The organism is Microbacterium sp. WCS2018Hpa-9, from assembly GCF_031843745.1.
Classification (GTDB): Bacteria; Actinomycetota; Actinomycetes; order Actinomycetales; family Microbacteriaceae; genus Microbacterium.
Map to the genome: position 1 here is coordinate 168,311 of NZ_JAVTIY010000003.1, position 17,245 is coordinate 185,555.

The 17,245-nt window shown below is 64.8% G+C and carries 15 protein-coding genes; 6 read left to right on the forward strand and 9 right to left on the reverse strand.

Going from position 1 to position 17,245, the window contains the following annotated elements:
* Positions 1-2 precede the first annotated feature (2 nt).
* Together RQG82_RS07465 and RQG82_RS07470 are read right to left on the reverse strand one after the other, a co-directional pair.
* Complete coding sequence (locus tag RQG82_RS07465) at positions 3-824, reverse strand: pyruvate, water dikinase regulatory protein (RefSeq protein WP_311258470.1); 822 nt, start codon at positions 822-824, stop codon at positions 3-5.
* 161 nt (positions 825-985) lie between these two features.
* Positions 986-1,855 (reverse strand): LysR family transcriptional regulator, encoded by an 870-nt coding sequence (locus RQG82_RS07470; protein ID WP_311258471.1) that lies wholly within the window; start codon positions 1,853-1,855, stop codon positions 986-988.
* A 111-nt stretch (positions 1,856-1,966) separates the two neighbouring features.
* On the opposite strand from RQG82_RS07470, the gene RQG82_RS07475 reads away from it, so the two are divergent.
* Both RQG82_RS07475 and RQG82_RS07480 read left to right on the forward strand, forming a co-directional pair.
* A complete protein-coding gene (locus tag RQG82_RS07475) occupies positions 1,967-3,289 on the forward strand; it encodes an MFS transporter (RefSeq protein WP_311258472.1) in 1,323 nt (440 codons plus the stop codon).
* Positions 3,286-4,374 (forward strand): C45 family peptidase, encoded by a 1,089-nt coding sequence (locus RQG82_RS07480; protein WP_311258473.1) that lies wholly within the window; start codon positions 3,286-3,288, stop codon positions 4,372-4,374. Before RQG82_RS07475 ends, RQG82_RS07480 begins: the two co-directional genes overlap by 4 nt.
* Here RQG82_RS07480 and RQG82_RS07485 read toward each other — a convergent pair.
* The 4 genes from RQG82_RS07485 to RQG82_RS07500 are packed head-to-tail and all read right to left on the reverse strand — an operon-like array spanning position 4,364 to position 8,926.
* Positions 4,364-5,719, reverse strand: a complete 1,356-nt coding sequence (locus RQG82_RS07485; RefSeq protein WP_311258474.1) for an aminotransferase class III-fold pyridoxal phosphate-dependent enzyme — start codon at positions 5,717-5,719, stop codon at positions 4,364-4,366. The two genes, RQG82_RS07480 and RQG82_RS07485, sit on opposite strands and share 11 nt — an antisense overlap.
* A complete protein-coding gene (locus RQG82_RS07490; protein WP_311258475.1) occupies positions 5,719-6,297 on the reverse strand; it encodes an HtaA domain-containing protein in 579 nt (192 codons plus the stop codon). Before RQG82_RS07490 ends, RQG82_RS07485 begins: the two co-directional genes overlap by 1 nt.
* A 50-nt stretch (positions 6,298-6,347) precedes the next feature.
* Complete coding sequence (locus RQG82_RS07495; RefSeq protein WP_311258806.1) at positions 6,348-7,814, reverse strand: aldehyde dehydrogenase; 1,467 nt, start codon at positions 7,812-7,814, stop codon at positions 6,348-6,350.
* Positions 7,814-8,926: a Zn-dependent alcohol dehydrogenase gene (locus tag RQG82_RS07500; protein WP_311258476.1), complete on the reverse strand. Its 1,113-nt coding sequence runs from the start codon at positions 8,924-8,926 to the stop codon at positions 7,814-7,816. The genes RQG82_RS07495 and RQG82_RS07500 overlap by 1 nt, the downstream gene beginning before the upstream one ends.
* Before the next feature lie 192 nt (positions 8,927-9,118).
* On the opposite strand from RQG82_RS07500, the gene RQG82_RS07505 reads away from it, so the two are divergent.
* Both RQG82_RS07505 and RQG82_RS07510 read left to right on the forward strand, forming a co-directional pair.
* The gene (locus RQG82_RS07505; RefSeq protein WP_311258477.1) at positions 9,119-9,853 is read left to right on the forward strand and encodes a type 1 glutamine amidotransferase; all 735 of its coding nucleotides are present in this window, start codon (positions 9,119-9,121) and stop codon (positions 9,851-9,853) included.
* A gap of 196 nt (positions 9,854-10,049) precedes the next feature.
* On the forward strand, positions 10,050-11,564 hold the full coding sequence (locus tag RQG82_RS07510) for an APC family permease (RefSeq protein WP_311258478.1): 1,515 nt from the start codon (positions 10,050-10,052) through the stop codon (positions 11,562-11,564).
* A 68-nt stretch (positions 11,565-11,632) separates the two neighbouring features.
* Here RQG82_RS07510 and RQG82_RS07515 read toward each other — a convergent pair whose 3' ends face one another.
* Positions 11,633-13,369 (reverse strand): helix-turn-helix domain-containing protein, encoded by a 1,737-nt coding sequence (locus RQG82_RS07515; RefSeq protein WP_311258479.1) that lies wholly within the window; start codon positions 13,367-13,369, stop codon positions 11,633-11,635.
* Positions 13,370-13,577: 208 nt separating this feature from the next.
* Between RQG82_RS07515 and RQG82_RS07520 the strand changes: the two genes are divergently transcribed.
* Positions 13,578-14,294: a winged helix-turn-helix transcriptional regulator gene (locus RQG82_RS07520; RefSeq protein ID WP_311258480.1), complete on the forward strand. Its 717-nt coding sequence runs from the start codon at positions 13,578-13,580 to the stop codon at positions 14,292-14,294.
* A 67-nt stretch (positions 14,295-14,361) separates the two neighbouring features.
* Here RQG82_RS07520 and RQG82_RS07525 read toward each other — a convergent pair whose 3' ends face one another.
* The gene (locus RQG82_RS07525; protein ID WP_311258481.1) at positions 14,362-15,165 is read right to left on the reverse strand and encodes an MBL fold metallo-hydrolase; all 804 of its coding nucleotides are present in this window, start codon (positions 15,163-15,165) and stop codon (positions 14,362-14,364) included.
* 221 nt (positions 15,166-15,386) lie between these two features.
* Here RQG82_RS07525 and RQG82_RS07530 point away from each other — a divergent pair, with 221 nt between their 5' ends.
* The gene (locus tag RQG82_RS07530) at positions 15,387-15,812 is read left to right on the forward strand and encodes a PAS domain-containing protein (protein ID WP_311258482.1); all 426 of its coding nucleotides are present in this window, start codon (positions 15,387-15,389) and stop codon (positions 15,810-15,812) included.
* A 231-nt stretch (positions 15,813-16,043) separates the two neighbouring features.
* On the opposite strand, the gene RQG82_RS07535 is transcribed toward RQG82_RS07530, so the two are convergent.
* Complete coding sequence (locus tag RQG82_RS07535; protein ID WP_311258483.1) at positions 16,044-17,117, reverse strand: LacI family DNA-binding transcriptional regulator; 1,074 nt, start codon at positions 17,115-17,117, stop codon at positions 16,044-16,046.
* Positions 17,118-17,245 lie beyond the last annotated feature (128 nt).

The following is a 17,245-nucleotide window of genomic DNA, read 5'->3' on the forward strand; positions in this document are numbered from 1 at the left end:
GGTCACTTGCGCAGATTCAGGGTTTGCATCACGACAGCGGACATCTCTTCCACGCTTTTCGTGGCGGAGTTGAGGAAGGGGATGCCCGTGCTGCGATAGAGGTTCTCCGCACGCCGCAGCTCAGCGGTGCACTGGGGCAGGCTGGCATAGTGCGAATTGGGTCGTCGCTCGTGCCGGATCTGGCTCAGACGTAGAGGAGTCGTGGTCAGCCCGAAACAGCGATCGGCGTACGGAGCTATGCGGCCAGGCAGGTCCTCGTGAGGGAGGTCGTCGTCTGTCAGCGGGTAGTTGGCGACGCGAAGGCCGTACTGCAGCGCGAGGTACATCGACGTGGGGGTCTTGCCGCATCTGCTCGGCGCGATGATGATCACCTCGGCGTGCTCGAGAGCCCGGTAGCTCTGTCCGTCGTCGTGCTCGATGGTGTACTCGATCGCCTTCATGCGGCGGAAATACCGTTCGGCATCGGCGAGTGAGTGGTAGCGTCCGAAGCCCTCTGATGAGGTTGCGTCGAGGGCGGCCTCGAGATCAGTGAGATGACCTCGCAACAGGTCGATCCGCACCGCGGGCACGTCGGCGAAGGCGCGGCTGATCTCGGCATCCTTCACGGTGAAGAAGACGATCGGTGGTTCCTGTTCTGCCGCGACGCGACGGATCGTCTCGACGACTTGGTGCGCTTCCTTCACGCTCTGGACGAACGACATCGTTCGGCGCACGAAGTCGAAGTCGGGGAAGTTCGCCAGCAACGCGTCTCCGAGGGTCTCCGCCGTGATGCCAGTGCTGTCGGATACGAAGAACACCATGCGTGGTCGGGAAGGAGTCGTCATCGGCTATCACCTCGCCACCACCCTCGTGGAAGCGAATGCTTCGGATGTGTGCGCGGCGCACTGCGTTCCTCACCTGCTTGTGCATCGGCTCCACAGGTGGAGGGCGCCGCGTGGCGAGACTCGGTCGACGTGGCGCTCGTGCGACGGCGACCCTGCCGGGTTCAGGTCCGCGGGTGCGGAGCCTGCCACGGCACATGGTCTTGAATGTGCCCGCGTAGTTGGACGGCCAGCTCCTCTAGTTGCGGGGCAGCGTAGTGATTCCTGTCCCAGGAGGCGTAAAGCGAGATCTGCAGCGGCTGACCTGCCGCATGCGCGGGGGCGGACTGGAGGCCGAAACGAGCCGGTTCCGTCACGAGAGCCCAACCATGCCCGGCTGCCGCGAGCGCTTGGGCGACGGTGCCGGTCGCGGCATCTCGCATGAGCCACGAACGTGATGGTGTCGACAGGCGTTCGCGCACTGCGGGCTGCACGCCGGTGCGGGGAACGATGAGCCATTGATCGTGGAGGGAGTCGAGATCCACTGGATTCGCATCGCCCCAACTGCCGGGCCGCTGAACAGTGATCGGAATGTCAGCGACGCAGAGCGAGGCTCGATCGTTCGGGGGTCGCATCGAGCTCACGCCGAGGTCGGCGTCACGTTCGATCGCATGGTTGATGTCGGGGGCTTCGGTGAGTCGCAGGTCGACCACCGGTGGGTTGAGGTCGGCCATGTACGGGGCGATCACCAGGTCTGCCGTGGTGGGTGGGCACGCGATCACGAATGAGGATTGACCGTGCTTCGAGCGCATGAGGGCTTCGCCTCGTCGGAGCGCCTCGAGGACGCTCGTGCTGATGCTGAAGAGGGTCGCACCGGACGCGGTGAGCGCCATTCCCGTGTGCATCCGCCGAAAGAGGGCGGCTCCGAGGGAGTGCTCGAGTTGAGCGATCTTCTTCGACACAGCGGGCTGTGTGATGTGCAGGGAATTCGCTGCTGCAGTCACCGAGCCGAGCCGCGCGACCGCGACGAAGTAGGTGAGGCTTTGACTATCCATTCCCGAAGGTTATCGCCAACCGTCCTATTATTCATTGGACGTAATGGCCTGCTCTCCCCGAGACTCATCAACATCGCACCGACACGCGTGCGCATTCGAAGGGGAACGGTTATGCAAGGACGCTCGACCAGCCGCGAACGAACATCGGTCATCGGCGCTTTCATCGGCAACTCGCTCGAGTGGTTCGACTTCTTCGTGTTCGGCACGGCCAGTGCGCTCGTTTTCGGCCGCGTGTTCTTCCCTGAGATAGATGCGGGCGCCGCGCTGCTGGCTTCCTTCGCCACGCTGTGGGTCGGTTTTCTCACTCGGCCGCTGGGGGCGTTGATCTTCGGACACTTCGGCGACCGAGTCGGTCGCAAGAATGTGCTTCTCGTGACCCTGCTGCTCATGGGCACGGCGACGGCGTTGATCGGAGTGCTCCCGGGATACGCGCAGATCGGAATCCTTGCGCCGATTCTGCTGGTCGTCCTGCGCGCAGCACAGGGGCTGGCCGTCGGAGGCGAATGGGGTGGCGCTGTCCTCATCGCCACCGAGAACGCAGCTCCGGATCGCAAGACGATCGCGGCCGCATGGGTGCAGCAGGGGAGTCCCGTCGGGTCCCTGCTGGCCACCGGATCGTTCGCGCTCGTGGGGATGCTGCCCGATGAGCAGTTCTTCGAGTGGGGGTGGCGGATCCCTTTCCTCGCCTCGACGATCCTGGTCGTCGTCGGCATCGTTCTGCGGCTCCGGCTTCAAGAGTCAGAGGAGTTCGTCACGGCGAAGGCCGAAGGAAACGTCGAGAAGGCTCCGGCGCTTGCCGTGCTTCGTCGTGCCCCTCTCGTGCTCGTGCTGGGAATCGCGGCATCGGTCATCGCGATTGCAATGGCCTACTTCACCAACACGTTCCTACTGGCCTGGGCGACCGGCCCCCTGGGTATCGAGCGTCAGGTCATACTGAACGTTCTCGTCGGCGCCACGGTCGTGCAGTTCATCGCACAGTGGCTCGCGGGCCATGCGGCACAGAGGTTCGGTCGACTGCGGGTGATCTTGATCGGGCTCGGGCTGTCACTGGTCTTCGCGGTGCCGTTCTTCGCGGCCATCGACAGCGCGAACGTCGTACTCATCGCTGTGATGCTGTACGTCTCGTTCGCCGGCGTCACCATCTACTTCGCCGTGTACGCGAGCTTCCTCGCCTACGCGTTCCCGCCGGAGCTGCGGTACTCCGGAGTCTCACTCGCCTATCAACTGTGCTCGTCGGTGATCGGGGGATCGACGCCGCTGGTCGCCCAGTGGATCCTGAACGCCTCCGGCAACAACCCGTGGGCTGTGATGGCCTACTACGTCGCGCTGCTGCTGGCGACGACAGGTGGCGTCATCGGTCTCTACCGCGTCGGTTACCGGCGCCAGGCTTCGCTCGTCGCGGAGGCGGCACACGAAGGGGTGTCCGGCAAGTGACACGAGAGCATCTCGAGGTCTCGGGCGGGCCCTCCTACGCGCGCGGTAGCAGTCGCGGGCTCGCGCTGAGCACACGGCTGGGTGACGTCGTGGGGGGATACCTGTCGCTGTTCGCGATCGGGGGGCTCGACACCGACCGTGTGCGTGAACTGGCTTCGCGGATCGAAAAGAACACGGCGCAGTGGGACTCCCGGTACGTCGACGAGATGCACGGTATCGCGGCGGGAGCAGGCATCCCAGCATGGCAGGTGATCGCGTTGAACGGTCGGACCGAGATCATCTCCCAGTCCACCGCCATGTCGCCGGCCGAGTGCTCCGTGCTGGTCCGTGAGCGGGGCGCTCGGGGTCCCGTCGGGATTCAAACGTGGGATTGGCAGGACGAGTTCTCCTCGTTCTGGCATACCCAGACGGTTCATGGCAGTGCCCGGAGTTTCGTGGGGCTGACCGAGCATGGAATCCTCGCCAAGATCGGTGTGAACGATGCCGGGCTGGGTGTGTTCCTGAACATCCTCTCGAGCGCGAGTGACGAGGTGAGCGGGGTGCCGGTTCACCTTCTGCTCGCAGCGATCCTGGAAACCGCGGCGACTGTCTCAGACGCGATCGACCTGCTTCGCTCCGCTCCGATCGCCAGCTCGAGTGCGATCACCCTGATCGATCCGCACCGAGCCGTCACCGTGGAACTCAGCCCGGTGGGTATCGCCGTCATCGAGATGGGGGCACAGCGCCATCTCGCGCACACGAACCACTTTCTGAGCGATGGGCTCGTATCCGGCGAGAATCCCGGCAGCTTCGGCGACGACACCTATGCGCGATTGCAGTTGATCGACGAGCGGGCTGACGAAACGGAGTCGCCGTTCAGCCCGAGCGAGCTGGTTCCGCTGTTGCTGTCCGGCCCCGGCGAACCGCACCTGTGTTGCGTCCCAGAATCGGATGCACGATTCGGATTGAGATGGCGAACGCTGGCAACGGCGACCATCGACCCGTTGGGCCCTCTGATAAGCATCTTGGACGGAGCCCCGGCCGTGGCGGGTGACCTGCCCTGGCGCGACTTGTTCCCACGTCGCCCGCAAGCGATCAGTCGCTGAACGTCCACTCATCGAGAAGCGCATCCATCGCCGGAAGCGCGGCGGACAGGCGATCGAGGAGGTCGACGATCTCTTCCTCCGTGATGGTGAGCGGAGGGCAGATCATGATGGCGTTGTTGTACGGAGCGATCCCCGCGGGGTACACGATCAGTCCGTGCTCTCTGCAGAGCCGCACGAACGCCCCCGCCGCATTCCGGGAAACATCAGGGGTGCGCAGTGATTCGGCATCCGTCACGAACTCGAAGCCCCAGAGGAGGCCCCGACCGCGGATGTCTGCCATGCGTGGGTGCACGGCCTGGAGTTCGCGCAGCCCAGACTCGAGCTGCCGTCCGCGCTGTCGAGCGTTGTCGAACGCGTCTTCGCGTTCCAGGATGTCGAGCACAGCCAGGCACGTGGCGGCGCCGAGCGGATTTCCCGAGAAGGTATGTCCGAACGGGGCGACGCCGCTGCCGATCGCGAAAGCCTCGACGATCGGCCGGCGCAGGAGCACTCCCGCCACCGCTGCATAGCCACCGCTCATGCCCTTTCCCAGGAGCAGGAGGTCGGGCACGACTCCTTCGCCGCCACACGCGAACCACTCTCCAGCGCGCCCGATACCCGTGATCACTTCATCGACGATCAGCAGCACACCGAGGCGGTCGCACATCTCACGCAGCGCGGCGAGATAGCCGACAGGTGGGACGAGTACTCCGCCTGCGGCTCCCACGATGGGCTCGACGATCACCGCAGCAACCGTGTCAACATCTTCGGCGCGCACGGCGGACTCGAACTCTGCGACCACGCGGCGTCCGTACGCTTCCTCCGTTTCGCCGTCAGCGGCGAAACGCCAGGCGTGGGCGGGGGGCGCGACGGCGAACGGATGCAGCAGATCACCGTAGTCGGGACGACGGGCAGCGTGACCAGACATGGACAGCGCACCCATCGTCATGCCGTGGTAGCTGGTTCCACGGCCCAGGATCTTGGTCTTCCGCGGAAGACCCTTCTCCCGCCAGTACCCCACGGCTGTGCGGATGGCGTATTCGGAGGCTTCGGACCCGCTGTTGACGAAGAACGCGAAGTCCAGGTCGCCCGGAGCATGAGCGGTGAGACGCTCTGCGAGCTGTTCCGCAGGCCCGTTCGTGAACTGCGTGCGGTACGTGAAAGCGACGCCGCTGGCCTGGGCGCGGATCGCGTCGCCGATCTCGGCGACGCCGTGTCCGATGCTGGCCGTCATCGCACCACTGGACCCGTCGAGATACACCTTGCCGTCCGTGTCGTAGAGGTACACGCCACTGCCGTGAGTCACTTCGGGGTAGTGCTCGCGGATGTTCTGCTTGAGCAGTGCGCTGGAGGGCAGCTCGATCATCAGTCGTGCTTCTCGCTTTCGGTGGTCGTGGCGGCGTTGGCGAATGAACGAGTGGGGATGCGGACGGTGAGAGGGGCGAGTTGCTCTCCCTCTGCGTACGATCCGCCGAAGTGTTCAGGTCCCACCCCACTGAGGCGCACAGCGCAGTTGAGCCACATGGTGACGTCTCCGTCGTGGATGCGCGGAGGCAGGTCGATCGCGGCGATCTGCTGCTCGACTCCCCCCACCTCGGTGGTGAGGCGGGCCAGCCCATCGCCGACGGTGATCCGAGGTCGGCTCACGGAGACGGACAGGAGGCCGTGGTGTGCCGTGAAGCTCACGGTGCCGCGGAACGACAGAATCATCGTTTCCCCGACGTGCGCGACGCCCGCCAAGGGAAAGAAGAACTCGCCGGTGCTCGTGACCGCCGCTCCCGCATTCCAGCCGATGTCTCCGTCGCGCATTCCGCGGATGTACTGCAGGAAGCTGTCCTTCACGCTCCACGCGAAACCCAGGTCTGCTCTGGCCGGGAAAGGGGATGCCGCGGGTGATCCTTCGTCGGCCGGCGCCGAGGCGCGAGACGTTCCTTCGATGCTCATGCTGCTCCTGCTTTCCTGCGCTGATTGCTTGTGCGGATGCTCATCCCGGATCAGACGGGAAGGTCGATCGCATCCACTCCGACGACGCGGCGTCCCTGGGAGAATGCCACCCCGTGTGCGGGGTCATGACCGCCGACGCCCGCGCTGCCCCAGAAAGTCTGCTCTGAGCCATCGGCGAGGTCGGCCATGAAGGTGCCGTTGATCCGGACTTCACCGGCGCGTATCCGCGAACCCGTCTGCAGAGCAGCTTCCTCGTCTTCGCCGAACACGTATCCATCGAGGCCTCCACCGGGGAGATTCGCGATCTCGACGGCCTCATCGACGGACTCCACCGCGTGCACCGAGAGCGCCGGACCGAACAGTTCGGTCCGAGCCGCAGTGGCATCAATATCGGTCACGATCGCGGGCTGGAAGAACCATCCGCCCAGATCGGGCAGAGTGCCTGCACGCAGAACCGTCGCACCGCCGGCGGCGTATTCTGCGAGCTGGGCTTCGAGCCGATCGTGGTGGACCCGATAGGCGAGCGGTCCGAGTTGGCTGTCGCCCGCGAACGAGTGGTCGATACGCAACGCGGCGGCCTGCAATACGAGAGCTTCCACGAGGTCGTCTCGGAGCTCCTTCGGAACGAGCACCTTGCCCGGCGCCTCGCACCACTGTCCGTTCAGGCGCGTTGTGCCCGCGATCAGCAGCGCTGCCGTGCGTTCGATGTCGGCATCCGGCTGAACGATCGCAGGATTGTTCGATCCCAACTCCAGCTGCACGACTGCCAGTGTCTCGGCGGCGGCCCGAGCCACCGCCCGACCGGCGGGGAGTCCGCCGGTGAAGCTGATGGCTCGAACCCGCGGGTCGCTCGCCAAACCGCTGCCGACGGCGCCCGCGCCATGGACGAGCTGTGCGGTCGCCCGGGGGAAGTCGTGTTCGTGCAGCACGGACTGCAGCAGTTCGAAAGCGATCTGAGCCCCGCTGGGTGTCCACTCTGACGGCTTCAGGATCACAGGAGAAGCCGCGCCGATCGCCCCGCTGACCTTCGAGACCGCAACGAACGTCGGAGCGTTCCACGGTGCGAGCACCAGCGTCGGCCCGAGTGCTCGGTGCAGCAGCCGAACGGCACGCCCTCCCGCTTCGAGCGAGTGACCATCGCCGATCTCATTGGTCTGTCGTGCCGTGGAGCGCACACGTGCACCGAGGAAAGACGCGAGCGTGCGCGTCGTCGCGATCGGATTGCCTGTGGAGATCGCATCCTGCACGGCGATGTCTTCGACGTGGGCATCGAGCGCATCCGCCCACGCCTCGAGGGCTGCGGCGCGGATGGCCGCGGGAATGCGGTCGAGTACCTGGGAGGTGTGGAGAGCATCGGCGGCGCGCAGCGCATCGTCCACGTCCCGCGCGGTGGCGCCCAACTGGGATGTGCGCTCGGCGCCGGAGTTCGGGTCGTGCAGCATGCCGAGCCGGTCGGCGGCCACGCGCCACTGGCCGTCGATGTAGAGGCGGGTCTCGACGATCGGGATCTCGTACATCACCAGGTCCCTTCTCCGAGCGCCACGACATTTCGAATGGACGAACGACTCGCCATGGCGGTGAATCCGTCATTGATCCCCGCGAGCGACACGGAGCCGGTCACCATCGCGTCCAGGTCGAGGCGACCCGAGCGGTAGTGGTCGGTGAGCGTGTCGATGTCGGCGAGGAAGCGGTTGCCGCCCATGTATGCGCCTTGCATTCGTCGATCTCCTTCGATGAGTTCGGAGGCTTCTATCGTGATCTGACTGCCAGAAGGCATCAGGCCGAGGATCGTCGCGACGCCGCCCGAGGCCAGCAGAGAGAACGCCAGCTCGGCGGTCGCTGGTCGTCCGACCGCTTCGAACGCGTGGGTGACCCCTCCCGGGACGAGGCTCAGCACCGCGCTCCGCACATCGTCGGCTGAGGACCTCAGGACATCTGTGGCGCCGAGTCGGCTCGCCAGCGCGAGCTTCTCGTCATGCAGATCGATGGCGATGATGCGTCGTGCGCCGCTGAGTCGGGCCCCCTGGATCGCCGCCATGCCGACTCCACCGCATCCGATGACCGCGACGGTGTCGTTGGGCCCGACGTGGGCGCCGTGAATCACGGCTCCCACGCCAGTGCTCACGCAGCATCCCAGCAGGGCCGCCACCGAAGGGGGGAGGTCTGCGCCGACGACGGCGAGCGCGGATTCGGGAACCACGATCGCCTCGGCGAACGCCCCGATGGAGCCGAGCGAGGTAATCGTTTCGCCGGCCTCATCGACGAGGAGGGGCTCCGGACGCTCGCGCATCTGACTGACGCGTGAGCAGCGAGTGGGCGTTCCCGATACGCACGCGGGGCACTGGCCGCAGCTCGGCGTGATGGTGACGACGACCCGGTCGCCGGGAGTGATGCGATTCACGCCGGGGCCGCAACGCTCGACGACTCCCGCAACCTCATGACCGAGAACCGCGGGAAGTGAGATGCCCATCGTCCCCTTGAGATAGTGGAGATCGCTGTGGCACAGGCCGGCCGCCATGGTTCGCACCAGCACCTCACCGAACCCGGGCTCGTCCAGGTACACGGTCTCGAGCGCGAGCTGCTCGCCCGGCTCCCTCAGTACCGCCGCCTTCACCGGTATGCGTGGCATGTCATCCCCTTCAAGTTCACTCAGGGAATACTTGCGTGAACGCTCGAGTCGCTCACGTGCAGGATGCACGTAGTGGACCGCTGCGGTGTGCGTGAGCGACATGGAATGAGCCGATCGGCTCCGCATGCTGGGAACGTTGTGGACGGCGTTCAGGTTCCAGGCGCCGAAGGCCTGACTATGGAGGATTTCGACATGGGTGATGACCAGCCGATCCGGATTACCGTGATCCAACCCGATGTGAAGGGCGACATCGATCGGATGGGGCGGTGGCTCAGCGAGGAAGGCGTCATTCTTCGCATCGTGCGGCCATTTGACGGTGACCTTGTCCCCCGCTCGGTCGAGGGCGACGGGCTGATCGTTCTGGGTGGGGCTATGGGAGCGCTCGACGAAGGTGAGTTCCCGTACCTTGCAGACATCAAGTCGCTGCTGCGCACTTCAGTCTCCGCCCAGATCCCCGTGCTGGGTGTCTGTCTAGGCGCACAGATGCTCGCCGACGCGCTCGGGGGAGAGGTGGCGGTCGGCGCTCGCGGACTCGAAAGCGGGGTCGTGAGAGTCTCCTTGCTCGAAGCGTCCGCAAACGATCCGCTGATGCAGGATATGCCGGCCGAGTTTCACATGCCGGCTCTGCATTTCGACGCGGTCACCCGGCTGCCCGAGGGGGCAGTTCTCCTCGGCACCGGGGACCGGTACCCGAACCAGGTCTTTCGCGTCGGCTCCGCTTGGGGCGTGCAGTTTCACGCAGAGATATCTCCGGAGCGCTTCCTCGAGTGGCGCGATGAGGTACCGGAGGCGATGCTGCCGCTGATCGATGAGCAGGCCCGCGAGTTCACGGCGGCGGACGAGACGATCAGCGCCGACGCTAAGAATCTCGCGCACCGGTTCGTGAGCGTGGTGCGTGATCGCGTCGCATCCAGGAAGGCACGCTGAACGAGTGATGCCGCCCCCGAGTAGGCGACATGCACACTCGGGGGCGCGATGATGGTCACCGATCACATCGGTGACCTCAGGGAACGTCGCTACGTTGCCTCCAATCCCGAGAACGAGTTGAGCTCATGGGGCCCGATTCCCACTCGTCAGCGGGGCTGACCGCACATCAGGCTTTACGCACTGAGAGGTAACCCGAATGTCCACACACGCCACGAAGCGGAGTTCCGCCGAGTCGTCGACCGACCTCATGAAAGGGTCGATTCGATTCCTGACTATCGTGCTCATGGTGACGGCGGCGGCAGCGCCGCTGGTCGTCGTCTCCACCTACATTCCGATCTCGTATGCCTACGGGTCGGGATTCGCAACAGCGCTCACGTACGTCGCCGCGACGTTGATCCTCCTCGTGTTCTCCGTCGGCTTCGCCCAGATGGCCAAGCGGATCACGGCCGCCGGAGCGTTCTATAACTTCACCACGCAGGGCCTGGGTAAGCCCCTCGGCCTGGGTGCCGGCTGGACGGTGATGGCTGCGTACAGCATGATCGTGCCGGCAATCAGCGGAGGATTCGGCTACTTCACTGCTCTGACGCTGAAGACCTACCTCGGTTGGGACGTGCCCTGGTGGATCTGCAGCATCCTCGGCATCGGGCTGATGTGGCTCATCTCGTACTTCAAGGTGACCGTGGCAGGCCGCGTCCTCGGAATCGCGCTGTCGTTGGAGATCTTCGTGATCTTCATCCTGGCCACCTCCATCATCGTTCAAGGCGGTGCCCAGGGGCAGATGCCCGAGGTCTTCGACCCCTCCGGGTTCCTGGTCGCTCCGGCGATCGGCATCGGGTTCTTCTTCGCGTTCTGGTCGTGGATCGGTTTCGAGACGACGGCGATCTACGGCGAGGAGACCACCGATCCGAAGAAGGCGGTCCCTCGTGCGACGTACATCGCGGTGATCACGCTGGGCGTGTTCTACACGTTCGTCGCGTATGCCGGGCTCGTGGGGTTCGGAGATGAGTCGATGAGTCAGGCCGAAAGCCTGCTGGGTGACTACTTCTTCGTTCTGGCTGATGCGTACACCTGGCACCCGATCCGGATCATGCTCGACTTCCTCGTGATCACCAGCTTCTTCGCCTGCGCCTTCGCCTTCCATAACAACGCGTCGAGGTACCTTTTCTCGATGGGTCGTGACGGGATCCTGACCGAACGGCTGGGGCGCACGCACCCACAGCACAAGTCGCCCTATGTCGCCAACGGCGTGCAGGCTGTCGTGGCGATCGTCGTGGTCGCGCTGTTCGCGATGGTTGGCGCTGACCCGCTTCTGCAACTGGGCACGTGGCTGCCGATCTTCAGCACCGCGGGTGTGGTGTTCGTGCAGTTCCTCGTATCGCTGGCGGTGATCGCCTACTTCAACCGGGTCGGGCGAAGCGGGGCCGGCGATATCTGGAAGACGCTGGTCGCACCCGTCGTCGGGGCGGTCGCGCAGGCCATCGTGCTGATCCTGCTTGTGACGTACATTCCGTTCCTCGCCGGTGCTGATGAGGTCGTCGTCAACTTGATCCCCGTGTATGTCGCCGCGATCGTTCTCGCAGGGGTCGGATTCGCGCTCTACCTGCGCAAGCGAAGCCCTTCGCGATACGAACGCATCGGTCAGATCTACGACGAGAACGAGATGCCGGACGCGATGGACGTTCCGACGCGCGGTCCAGACGTCGAAGCCTGACCGACATAACGAGCGCGTCCCCTGTGCTGCCCTCATAGCGGGCGGAGCAGGGGACGCGCGCTATGAGGCTAGCGGCGCTGAGCGCGCATCGCGTCTACACGATCCGCAGCGACGAGAGTCGCGAGTGACAGCACTGTCCAGTCGATCGCTGGGTCGATGGGTGTCCCGAGAATCTGCTCGATGCGCTGGAGGCGCTGACGCAGCGTGTTGCGGTGGATCACCAGCTGTGATGCCGTCTCGTTTACGGATCCGCCGCACCCCGCCAGCACCGAGAGAGTCCGGACGAGCTGCGAACCCTGATCGATGTCGTACCTCGTCAACGGCTCCAGCGTCCTCAGCCTGTCCAGCAGCGAGGGGGCGAGGTTTCCCACGATGCGCGTCAGAGGAAGGGCTTCTTTGACCTCCTCGTAGACAGCGAGTGTCACCGCCTCGTCAGAATCGTATGCCTCGGTCCAATCGAGCGCCTCGCGTGCGTGCGTGAGGGATTGACGGATATGAGCGGCTGAGTGCGCGACGCTGCCTACGCCGATCGACGCGACGAGACCCTCCTCGGCGGCCACACGGCGTGTCGTCTGAAGGATGCGGGCGGAAAGCTCGGGCGCGATGCGTCCGCCGGGAGCGTCGGCGAGCACCAAACCCCAGGTCGAGTCCAACAAGACCACAGCTCTGTTCCCGGCTGCGACCGCGAGGGCTTCCTTGAGGGTGCGGCTTGCTGCTCCCCAGTCGCCGCGCACCGAGTGGACGCGAACCAGAATCGGGCAGATTGAGCCGTCGATCCCCAACTCGCCGATGATGCTCCCGGCTTCCACGTCATCCTGAGTGAACCGCAGGCGCGTCGCCAGTGTGGAGCCGACGGAATTGAGGTCGACTGCTTCGAGAAGCACGCTCAACTGCATGGCGAGGGCACCGAGCCTGTCGAAGTCGGCCGCGCGGAATCGAGCGCCCCGGTAGCACGAGAGCACGCCCCGTGACGCCCCCATCCCGAGGGCGACTGAGGCGCGTTCCATTCCGGCGCACTGCTCATCGATGCTCGCCTGCGCAGCGGCGCGCGCATGAGTCGACCAGAGGCGGTGGGTGCCGCCTTCCGAGCGGAAGGCGAACATGATCGGTGCGGCTCCGCTCTCGCGCCTGCTCATGTATTCCAGCACGCAGACATCGGCGTTCAGGAGCTCCAGCAGCCTGCCGGCGGCGAACTCCAGAGCGGGGACGAGAGAAGTGCGCGAGGCCGTGGGGAAGTCCAGCAGGAAATGCGAGCTTGCTGACTGTCGCGCGAGGTTCGCCACCGTCTCGGCACGCATCAGGCCGGAGGCGAGGAGTCTTCCGACCTCGACCGCGATGGCGAGCTCGTCGTCGCCGAAGGCGTTCTCTTTCCTCGAGTACAAAGCGAAGACACCACGGAGCTGGCTCTGCTCGTCGGCGATCGGGGCGGCGAGGACCGAATTGAACTCATCTTCGTCTATTCGATCGACGCCGATGAAGCGCGGATCCTCGCGCGGATGGGAGTTGATGATCACGGACTTTTGGCGCAGCGCTGCCCACCCGGAGATGCCCTCGCCGAGACGGAGCCGAATCTCATCGACGCCGATCTGCTGCGGCACGTCTCCCGCGACGCGGAGCACGAGCCGCTCCTGCTCCTCGTCCCACAGATAGAGGAACACGGCCGCGGTGTCGGTTGCTGCGGCGACCAGGCGAACGGCTTCGTCCGCGAGTTCGGCGGGACTGCGCCCCTGTGTGAGCAACACAACGAGCTGCGAGAGGACGGCGGCTCGGCGCTCGGCGAGGGTTCCGCGTTCTGCTTCGGGCACGGTGTCACCTTCTGATCTAGCGCCTCCGAGGTCGAGGCCCATCGGAGAATCTACGTCGTCGATATGTCGCGGACATGTGCGACTGACACTTGCAACGACTCCAATGTGTGCGCGATGCACATCTTATCCGAGGTCGATCGTGAGAGTGTCATAAGATCGCCTCTGGCCCGGATGCGCCGTCGCGGCGATTGCCGAGAGAGGGCTCCTCATGGTTGAGTCGAGTGGTGCGGTTCCGAACTTCGAGGGTGGCCCTGATGGCTGGTTCCCGCCGACTGAGTACTATCCTGTCTCGCTTGGCGCGCGACTGATCGCCGATCGATGGACCGTCCTCATCATCCGGGAGATTCTCGTCGGTGCGACCGGATTCAACGCGATCCATCGAGGACTGCCGGCCCTGTCGCGAACGCTGCTGTCATCGCGGCTCCGATACCTCGAGCGTATCGAGGTGATCTCACGCCTGGGCGCGACATCGCCCGGGAGTCGGAGTGAGTACAGGTTGACGCAGTCAGGACTTGCATTGCGTCCGGTCCTGGAGGCTCTGGGTGTATGGGCGCGCGACTGGCACCTCCCTCCGACGTCCGCCGGGGAGGTCAACGTCGCGACGTTGATCTGGCAGATGTACCAGGGCATCGTCCCTGAGGTTCTGCCTCTGAGTGAGCTCACGCTCGCGTTCCGGTTTCCTGACTCGCGACTCTCCAGCGCCTGGATTCATGTGGGCCGTGAGGGCTCGCGGGCGTCTGTCGGAGTGCCGGAGCGGCAGCCCGATCTGACGGTGATCGTCGACGCGGGCGTACTCAACGAGCTGTGGTGGGGCAAGCGCGCCTGCGCGGACGCGATCGCGCGCGGCGACGTCGGGTTCGAAGGCGCACCTGATCTGGCCGCGTCGTACACCGGGTGGTTCCGCCCCGCAACACTCACGGCCTGACCGGCTCCTGAAAGGGTGTGAGAGGCGGTGGGGGGCTGACTCACACCCTTTCAGGTTGCGTTCGGAATCAGAGCGTCATGGTCTCGCCGTCGGCGGGGATAAGGACGCGGTGTGCGAGGCCCATTGCTTCGAGGTGGGCGCGAAGCTCAGCGCGGGAGGTCGTCGCGTGGGCGACGGCATCCAGATGGCTCGCGATGATGATCGCACCCGGGGCCGCCTCGCAGACCTTGACGACGTCTTCGGGCGACATGATGATCGAGTCGTCGATGCCCGGGAGCTTGGCGTTGCCGGCATTGACCACGATGATGTCCGGCTTGTACTCGGCGATGTTCGCCTCGACGTATTGGTTCCACGTGGTGTCGCCTGCGATGTACAGGGTCTTCTCGCCGGGGGAGGAGAGGACGACACCCATCACCTCGGCGAGGATCTGGTACGCGGCTTGCACGGCGAAGTCAGAACCATGCTGGCCGGGAACCTTCTTCATCTTCACGCCCTTGAACTCGGGGTTGCCCGTGAGGACCGTGGCATTCTCGAACCTCTTGCCTTCGACGTGCGTGTACCAGACCTCTCCGGTAGCTTCCACGATCATCGCCTGCCCGTCGTGAACTCGATCGCGGTCGGCAGCGTGCTGAGTGAAGATCGGAACCTCGCTCGCGAGATTCTCGATCGCCGTCGGGTCCCAGTGGTCGGGGTGTAGGTGGGTGAGGATGACGGCATCGACGTTGACGATCTCCTCCATCGGGACGACCAACGAGACGGTCGGACCGGGGAACACGGTGGTGGCCTCGACGGACAGCCACGGATCCACGAGGATACGGGCGTCACCGATGTCCAGGACCAGTGTGGCGTTGCGGATCTGGCGGATCTTCATTGCGTACTCCTTCTGCTGTTGCCGTCATGTGCCGCGGCCTTCCATCGGAGCCCGCGGCGATCGGATGTTCAAGGTCATTCCACTCCTCGCTATGCGTTCACGGCAGTGCATGATCTGTACCTCTTCCCGCTGAATCACGCAGTACAGATTCGCGACTGGTTGCGCTGTGACGATCGGGTGGAGTCTGGAAGCACTGCATCCCCATTGAGAAGGAGAAGAACATGGAACCGACCACCGTCGACACCGCCCAGCTCGGGCGCATCTTCAACGCGCTTCCGGAGTCCTACGTCGTGGTTGATCGCGAGGGGGTGATCGTGGCGGCGACCGACTCGTTCTTCGCCGCGACCGGCTCTTCCCGTGAGCGCGCTCTGGGCGTCGACATTCTGCTGGTGTTCCCCGACAACCCCGATGACCCGGACGCGAAGGGGACTGAGGTGCTCCACGGCGCGATCAGCACGGTGATTGAGACAGGGCAGGAGGCCATCGTGCCGCCGGTGCGATATGACATGGAGCAGCCGGACGGTTCCTTCGACATCCGCTACTGGCAGCCGACATTCCTCCCGGTGGTCGCCGCCGACGGGAGTGTGGAGTTCGTCCTGCATGGTGCGAATGACGTGACGGCGCAGATCCTCGCCGATCAGGTGTGAGCTGCGCGCAGTGGTGAAGTGCCGTGGAATCGGGGCCTCACGCCCGCGCGCCGTCACGTGCAGACCAGTGCATGCACGGGAACCATCTCGTACGAGTACTGGCCGGAGCGCCCGGTTCCGGTGACGAACGCAGTCTCTTCTCCCCGCTCATCTGGCGCAAGAGGCTGCGTTCTCACGGTTGCTACGCAGCTCGACGCGTTCACGAGTGCGCAGAACCAGCGGCGTCTAGGACTAGGCCGGAGCGCGGAGCGCCGGCTTCGTCGTCGGCGACCCTGGTTCCGGGACCTGACCTCTTGTCGATCCGCGCCAGCGGACCGCAGGGACGATCTTCCGGCCTTCGTTCGCTGACCCGCTCAACTGTCCGAGGAGGTTCTCGACAGCTCTTTTGCCGGCCTCCGCGGCTTGCACGTCCATCGCGGTGATCCCCGGCTGTGCGTGGGCTGCCAGAGGGCTATCCGTGAAGGCAGCCACCTCGACCTCCTCGGGAACGGCGAAGCCGAGTGAGTGCGAAGCGTCCAACGCGCCGAGAGCGAAGCGGCTCGGCCCGACCAGGATTCGTCGCGCCCCATCGTGAATCAATCCCTCTATCAGTTTTCGCGCTCCCTGGACTCCCTCGCCTTCGTACAGGGAGATCACATCGAGCTGGCTTCCCTCTTCGTGGAAAACTTCGATGACGCTCTTCTTGACCTCTTCGTTCCATCGATTCGGTTCGGTGCCTGTGACGAGCGCCGTGTGAGTGTGGGCGCGATGGTCCAGACCGCCCAGAAGCTCCCGCACTCCGTGAGCGTGATCTATCCGCACGTCGTACTGATCGTCCTGATCGTCGAACCCATCGATGGTCACGACCGGCTTTCGAGCTCGATGCAACTGAGCGAGGACGGGATCGTCCCGAAAGGGGTGGGCAACGATATAGCCGTCAACCGGCAGGGACAGGTCGCACTCGCTCGCTGTGTTGGGCACGTGGACGAGTCCCCATCCCTGCTCGAGTGATGCGATGGCTGCTGTCCCCATGAGCTCCAGGAACCCCGCAGCGCCTTGTAGCGAGCCTTGCACTGCATCGCGGGGTCGTAACACCAGGCCGATGAGGCGGGTCGAGCCGCGTCGCAGGGCCGTCGCAACGGGGTCTGCCGCATACCCCAAGGCGTCGATGGCCTCCCTGATTCTCTGAGTCGTGGACTCGGAGATCTTTCGACGCCCTGATAGTGAGTGCGACACGGTCGCCGGCGAGACGCCAGCCAGCGCTGCGACATCTTTGATGGTGACTTGACGGCCGAGGCGGTCCCGCGCGGGCGATGATCCCGCCATCTCCTGCAACTCCTTCGGTGATCGCTTTAGAGGAGCTCCGAACTCGTGGTGAGCCAAGCGATCGCCATGGCCCGCAACAGGGGCTTCACATTTCCATATTGACACGGATGGCCAGTTGATCTAGCTTT

What these genes read in the sequence shown, in the direction of transcription:
- RQG82_RS07465 (WP_311258470.1), bottom strand. Translation starts at nt 824, where the DNA reads ATGACGACTCCTTCCCGACCACGCATGGTGTTCTTCGTATCCGACAGC.
- RQG82_RS07470 (WP_311258471.1), bottom strand. Translation starts at nt 1,855, where the DNA reads ATGGATAGTCAAAGCCTCACCTACTTCGTCGCGGTCGCGCGGCTCGGC.
- RQG82_RS07475 (WP_311258472.1), top strand. Translation starts at nt 1,967, where the DNA reads ATGCAAGGACGCTCGACCAGCCGCGAACGAACATCGGTCATCGGCGCT.
- RQG82_RS07485 (WP_311258474.1), bottom strand. Translation starts at nt 5,719, where the DNA reads ATGATCGAGCTGCCCTCCAGCGCACTGCTCAAGCAGAACATCCGCGAG.
- RQG82_RS07490 (WP_311258475.1), bottom strand. Translation starts at nt 6,297, where the DNA reads ATGAGCATCGAAGGAACGTCTCGCGCCTCGGCGCCGGCCGACGAAGGA.
- RQG82_RS07495 (WP_311258806.1), bottom strand. Translation starts at nt 7,814, where the DNA reads ATGTACGAGATCCCGATCGTCGAGACCCGCCTCTACATCGACGGCCAG.
- RQG82_RS07500 (WP_311258476.1), bottom strand. Translation starts at nt 8,926, where the DNA reads ATGCCACGCATACCGGTGAAGGCGGCGGTACTGAGGGAGCCGGGCGAG.
- RQG82_RS07505 (WP_311258477.1), top strand. Translation starts at nt 9,119, where the DNA reads ATGGGTGATGACCAGCCGATCCGGATTACCGTGATCCAACCCGATGTG.
- RQG82_RS07510 (WP_311258478.1), top strand. Translation starts at nt 10,050, where the DNA reads ATGTCCACACACGCCACGAAGCGGAGTTCCGCCGAGTCGTCGACCGAC.
- RQG82_RS07520 (WP_311258480.1), top strand. Translation starts at nt 13,578, where the DNA reads ATGGTTGAGTCGAGTGGTGCGGTTCCGAACTTCGAGGGTGGCCCTGAT.
- RQG82_RS07525 (WP_311258481.1), bottom strand. Translation starts at nt 15,165, where the DNA reads ATGAAGATCCGCCAGATCCGCAACGCCACACTGGTCCTGGACATCGGT.
- RQG82_RS07530 (WP_311258482.1), top strand. Translation starts at nt 15,387, where the DNA reads ATGGAACCGACCACCGTCGACACCGCCCAGCTCGGGCGCATCTTCAAC.
- RQG82_RS07535 (WP_311258483.1), bottom strand. Translation starts at nt 17,117, where the DNA reads ATGGCGGGATCATCGCCCGCGCGGGACCGCCTCGGCCGTCAAGTCACC.